We start from the raw sequence: 6,055 nt of genomic DNA on the forward strand, positions 1-6,055 counted from the left end.
TCAGATCATCGCATCGAACAGCCGTCGGTCGCCCGACAGGATCGCCCGCAGGCCTTGCAGCGCTCGGGCGAGGTCGTCGCGGGAACGCGCTGCGCCGACGTTGATGCGCACCGCATGCGGAACCGAGTCGCGATCGACCGCGAAAGCTTCGCCCGACAGAACACCGACTCCGTTCACACTCGCCGCGCGCACGAAGGAATTGCCGTGCCAAGGTTCCGGCAGCTGCAGCCAGGCATGGGTCGCCGCGTCGTCGGTCATGACGTCGAAATCCGCCAGAACCTCCCGCACCTGGGCCTGCCGGCGCGCGAACTCCTCACGCTGCCCGGCTATCACCCGCGCCACCAGCCCGTCCTCGATCATGCGCGTCGCGATCAGCGCGTTGAGAGGGCTGGTGCTCCAGCAATTGATGCGGAGCATGGCGGCGATGTCAGCCACCATCGCTTTCGGCGCCAGCACCGCGCCCAACCTCAGACCCGGCGCCACGCATTTGGAGAGGCCGCCAATGTGGACAGTAATGTCGGGGTCGGAGGCAATGAAGGCTGCCGGCGGGTTCACCTTCAGCGGCCGGTAGACATCGTCTTCGATGATCAGCGCCCGGTGATTGCGGGCGATGTCGGCAAGCGCCCGCCGCCGTTCGGCGTCGAGCGTGATCGTGGTCGGATTGTGCAGCGTCGGAACCAGGAACACGGCGCGCGGTCGGTGCTCGGCGCACATCGCCTCCAGCGCCGCGGGTCGCATTCCGCCACGGTCCATCGCCACCGGCTTCAGGGACAGGTCGAGCGAACGGCAGAGCGCGCCGATGCCCTGATAGGTGACGGCATCGGCGAGAATCGTATCGCCCTGGCGCGCCAGCGCACCGAGAACGCAGGCAAGACCGTGCTGCGCGCCGTTGGTCATGATGATCCGGGACGGCTCGCTGACGCCCGACGTGGGCGCCAGCCAGGCCGCCATCGCCTCGCGCGCCCAAGCGGGGCCTTCAGGCGCGTGAAAATCCTGCAGCGCGGCATAGCGCGGGTCGCTCGGCAGCTGGGGCATCAGCGTCGCCAGCGCCTGCAAATAGCCGGTTGTCGCCGGCCGGTTGACCGAAAGATCGATAAATCCCTGCTCATCGAGCGGCGCGGACTTGAAGCTCGCCGTCACCGACGGATCGGCGATGATTGAACCGCGCCCAGGTCTGCTCTGGACGAGACCCTGCTCCTGGAGGGCGGCAAAGGCGCGCGTAACCGTGGTGAGGTTTACGCCGGCCATGCGCGCGATGTCGCGCTGCGGCGGCAGCCGGTCGCCGGCAGCCAATCCGCCGTCGGCGATTTTTTCGGCGATCAGGTCGGCGATCTGACGATAGATCGGTACCTCCCCGGTTTTGAATTGCGTGCGCTCGAACATGCCTGACGATCGAATCCCTTCGGTCCGCGTTGTGCCACACCCAAAGGCATCATGCAATCTCGATCCCGGTGAAATTAGCTGTCGTACAATTGCGGCTTTAATTCGAAAAGTCGCATTTTGGCGATATTGACGAAAGGTAATGGCCAATGCTAGCCTAAAATAGCTGACTTGTATGGTCATACAATTTCATCGCCTCAAGCTTCGGCGGGCGGATGATCGAACGGAGGAGAACGACGATGGCAGTGCATTCCCTTAAACTGACGGCCCGCACATTGGCGGTGAGTTTCGCGCTCCTTCTCGCCGGCGCGGCGCATGCCGAAACGCTTCGCCTCTCGACCCTCAAGCAGCCGGGCTCCGAAGGCGCTGCGGCAGCCGAGAAATTCGCCAAGCTCGTGGCCGAGCGCACGCAGGGCCGCGTCGAGGTGAAGGTCTATCCCGCGAGCCAGCTTGGCGATTGGACCGAAGTTTATGAGCAGGTGATGCAGGGCGCCGTCGACATGGCCATGCAGCCGCTCGCTACCGCAGACGACAAGCGTCTCGCCATCACCTGGTTCCCTTATGCCTTCACCAATTACGACACCGCCAAGCAATCCCTGTCGCCCGGCGGTGCAGTGTTCGGCATCGTCAGCGCGGCGATCGCCGACAAGGGCCTGACGCCGCTCGGTGTTTATGGCGAAGGCATGGGCGGCGCGGGCTTTGCCAAGGCGGTCGAAGCGCCGGCCGATCCGGAGGCCAAACGCAATCTGAAGGTTCGCGTCTGGCCCGGCGGCACCACCCACCGCGTGCTGCTGGAGCGCTTTGGCTTCAACACGGCGACGCTGCCCTGGGCCGAACTCTACACCGGCATGCAGACCGGCGTCGTCGACGGCCAGATCGGTGGCACTGCGGGTATGGCGCTCGAGAGCTTCAAGGACATCACCAAGACGTGGGTCCAGTACAACGATCATTTCGAGGGCGACTGGTTCATCATCAATTCCGAGCGCTATGCGGGCCTGCCCGAAGCCGACCAGAAGATCCTTCTGGAAGCGGCCCAGGAGGTCAGCGCCGAGCGCTTCGAAGAGGTCAAGGAAGCCGACCAGCGCCACCTCGAGACCATGCGCACGGCCGGGATCGAGGTCGTTACCTTCGATGATGCGACGCTCGAAAAGCTCGCCGCCGTCGCCCGCAAGGATGTGTGGCCGCAGATCGCCGGCGAACTCGGTGAGGAGACGCTCGGACAGTTGAAGACCTCCCTCGGCCTCAACTGAGGCCTGCCTGCCGGGCCGGCCGGGCCGGCCCGGACTTTTCCGGCGTTGACGCGGGAGATTCCTCCTTCAGCAATGCCTTGCCAGGGGAATTTGGGAGGACGCTGAATGACGATCGATCACGGTCCGGGCGGGCATGCGGCCGAAAGCGTCGCCGTCCCCGGCGGCTTCCATCCGGGCGGCGTCAACACGCCGCCCTTCCTGAAAGGCACGGCGCTTGCCCTGTGGAACGCCAAGCTCCGGCTGCAGCGCATCGTCCTTCTCCTGTGCAGCGCGCTGCTGACCGTCCTTATCGCCGTGCAGGTCTTCACCCGCTATGTGATGGGCATTTCGCTCTTTGGCATCGAGGAACTGGCGAGCTTCATCGCCGTCTATATGTATTTCATCGGCGCGGCCCATGGCGCCTGGGAACGCGGCCACATCTCGGCAAGCCTCGTCGATCTCGTCTTTGCCGAAGGCCGCGTGCGTGCCGGCATCGCGCTCGTCGCGAATTTCATCACCGTTGTCCTCTCGGCCTGGATGAGCGTCTGGGCCTGGCAGTATCTCGCCTTCACGATCAAGCGCGGGACGATGTCGCTCGAGACCGGCATCTCCATGGTTTGGATCCACGGCATCATGCCGGTCGGGCTGTCGCTGATGACGCTCTATTTCGCCGTCGAACTCCTCGACAATTGGAGCCGCTTCCACAGGGGCGCGGCGCAATGAATCCGTTGATCATCGTCGACGCGATCCTCCTGACCCTGCTTCTGGTGATCGGCGTGCCGGTCCCGCTCTGCTTTGCCGGGGCGGTGCTGGTGCTGATGCTGTTCGGCGATCTCGGCGCCGCGACCTTCCTGATCGGCGCCGGCTATGCGAAAATGTCGTCGCTGGTCATCATCGCCATCCCGCTTTACATCCTCGCCGGCGGCATCATGAGCCAGGGCGGCATCGCCGGCAGGCTGGTCGACCTTGCCGATTCGATCTTCGGCCGCACGCGCGGTGGCCTCGGCATCGTTGTCATCATCGCCACGGCCGTGTTCGGCGCCATATCAGGCATGGCCTCCTCGGCGGTCGCGGCGATCGGTACGATCATGATCCCGCGCATGGAAGAACGCGGCTACGATCGCGGCTACGCCACCGCACTGGTTTCGGCCTCCGCGGTGCTGGCGCTGCTCATTCCACCGAGCGCCTCGATGATACTCTATGGGTGGGTGACCGGCACCTCGATCCTGGCCTGCTTCCTGGCGCCGGTCTTGCCGGGCCTGCTGCTTTGCGCATTCCTAGGCTTCTGGAACTACGTTCTGACCCGCAAGATGAAGCTGATCGAGCCGGAAAAGGTGAGCGGAAAGGAATTTGTTCGTCAGGTCGCCTCGCGCACGAAGCGCGCCGGCTTTGGGCTCGCAATGCCCCTTATCATTCTCGGCTTCATCTATGGCGGCGTCACCACGCCGACGGAAGCCGCCGCGGTTGCAGTGGTCTATGCCGTGCCGGTTTCCCTCTATATCTACCGTGACATCAACTGGCGCGATCTTGGCGAAGTGTTCTGGCGCGCCGGGCAGACCACCGGCGTGCTCCTGGTGCTGATCTTCTTCGCCGCCATGCTGGCGCGAGTATGGACGATGGAGAACGTGCCACAGCAGATCATGGACGGTTTCCTGACGATCAGCGACGAACCAATCGTGCTTTTGCTGCTCGCCAATCTGTTTCTCATGGTCATCGGCATGTTCATGGAGGATGTTAGCGGCATCCTGCTCGCCTCGCCGCTGCTAATGCCGGTCATGTTGCAGGCGGGCGTCGACCCGATCCATTTTGCCGCCATCATCGCCACCACTCTCGGAATGGGGCTGATTACGCCTCCGACCGCGCCGATCCTCTATTTCGCGGCGCTGATCGGCAAGACCTCGTTGGGGCCGATGCTGAAACCGAGCCTGGTGTTCGTGTTCCTCGCCTATATGCCCGTAGTGCTGCTCACCACGTTCATCCCGGGCCTCTCCATGGCGCTGCCGCGGCTGGTGCTTGGCCTGCCCTGAAAAAACATCCCCAAGTTATGGCCGAGTCATCCTTCCCGCCTTCCTCGAGATGGCTGCTGACGTCCGATGTCAGCTTCGACAAGGATTCGGCCCCACCTTCCCGAAAGGTGTCGGACGCGCCTTAATCGCGTTTGTCCAAACTTTGCCGTTTGCGCTACGGCTGCAGTCCCCCCCAAAGCAGCCATTGAGAGGCATGTGCTTGCTCCTAACTTGGGAAAACCGCGCTCTTTCTAACGCGGTCACCCGCTGCGCCAACTCGCCTTGCAGACAGCCTGACCGCCATCATCACGAAGGCGCTTCGAGCGCTCGAACCGCCGGCATAGCCGGAAGGCTCACCTCTTCTGCGACCGAGAAGAACGTGAAGAATCTCACCCGACTGAGACATGGAACGCTCCATCGCGGTGTAATCCGAGCCGATGCCCCGGCCGGCTCGGTCGCGTCACAAGTGCCGACTTTCCCGGCGCCTCTCCAGAACCGCCGTTCGCGCTACGGCTTGAATTTGCGCTACGGCTTGAATTGGACTTAAAGCGGAGGTCTCCCTCGGCTGATTTTTTACGCCCAAGACCCACAGGAGACGCTTCGTCAGAATCGTCTGCTCGCTTCCTAAGGCAAACCTTGCACTCCTAGCCCAGGTATGCCCACGACCAGCCTGACTTTCGATACGACCCTTCACCGCGAAAGAGACCAGTCTGGACCTCTTCTTGACGTAGATGCCGTATAGGCTACAACTTTATCTTGTGCCGTGACCTCCCGAAGCCGGAGAAGCGCCGTGTATTGCAAATCTTTCGAACTGCGTGAGGCGGTGGCGCACGCCGTGTCCTGCGCCGCAGCCGTTTTCTCTTCTGCCCGCACAGCTTTCATGATGCTTCGCCCCGGTAGAGAAATGCTCGCCGCGGCTCTCCTGCTCGGACTTTGCGCCACCGCAAGCGCTGACAACGTGCTTTTCGAGAACGTCCGCATCTTCGACGGAAAAGGCGCCGCGCTCTCCGCTCCGTCGAACGTGCTGGTCCAGGGCAATGTGATCGAACAGATCTCGACGGATCCCATCGAGGCCGAAGGCGTCCAGCGAATCCCAGGCGACGGGCGAACGCTGATGCCGGGGCTGATCGATGCGCACTGGCACGCGATGCTGATCGCGACTGGCCCGCTCGACACGATGAACGACATCGGCTTCGCCACTCTCGCCGCCGGCGACGAGGCGACGGATACGCTGATGCGCGGCTTCACCACCGTTCGCGACGTGGGGCGACCGGCGTTCGGCCTCAAGCGCGCGATCGACCAGGGCATTATCGAGGGGCCGCGCATATATCCGTCCGGCGCCATGATGACCGTGACCAGCGGTCATGGCGATTTCCGCCAGATGAGCGATCTGCCCCGGAAGCCAGGCTTGTTCACCCCCATGGAGATAAACGGCGGCAG

5 protein-coding genes are annotated in these 6,055 nt (G+C 63.4%); 4 read left to right on the plus strand and 1 reads right to left on the minus strand.

The annotated features are described in order from the left end of the window. Nucleotides 1-1,383 carry an aminotransferase-like domain-containing protein gene (locus tag MAXJ12_RS24825; protein WP_008838810.1) on the minus strand — a complete coding sequence of 461 codons (1,383 nt, stop codon included), beginning with the start codon at nt 1,381-1,383 and terminating at the stop codon, nt 1-3. Nucleotides 1,384-1,619: 236 nt separating this feature from the next. On the opposite strand from MAXJ12_RS24825, the gene dctP reads away from it, so the two are divergent. The 4 genes from dctP to MAXJ12_RS24845 form a co-directional block, all read left to right on the plus strand. Next, complete coding sequence (gene dctP, locus MAXJ12_RS24830; protein WP_008838811.1) at nt 1,620-2,630, plus strand: TRAP transporter substrate-binding protein DctP; 1,011 nt, start codon at nt 1,620-1,622, stop codon at nt 2,628-2,630. A 105-nt stretch (nt 2,631-2,735) separates the two neighbouring features. Beyond that, entirely contained in the window at nt 2,736-3,332 is a 597-nt protein-coding gene (locus MAXJ12_RS24835; RefSeq protein ID WP_008838812.1) for a TRAP transporter small permease, read from the plus strand. Then, on the plus strand, nt 3,329-4,636 hold the full coding sequence (locus MAXJ12_RS24840) for a TRAP transporter large permease (RefSeq protein WP_008838813.1): 1,308 nt from the start codon (nt 3,329-3,331) through the stop codon (nt 4,634-4,636). Before MAXJ12_RS24835 ends, MAXJ12_RS24840 begins: the two co-directional genes overlap by 4 nt. Nucleotides 4,637-5,519: 883 nt before the next feature. Then, the coding region (locus MAXJ12_RS24845) for an amidohydrolase family protein (protein ID WP_040587807.1) at nt 5,520-6,055 on the plus strand (536 nt) is incomplete at its 3' end.

It is taken from the genome of Mesorhizobium alhagi CCNWXJ12-2 (assembly GCF_000236565.1).
Classification (GTDB): Bacteria; Pseudomonadota; Alphaproteobacteria; order Rhizobiales; family Rhizobiaceae; genus Allomesorhizobium; species Allomesorhizobium alhagi.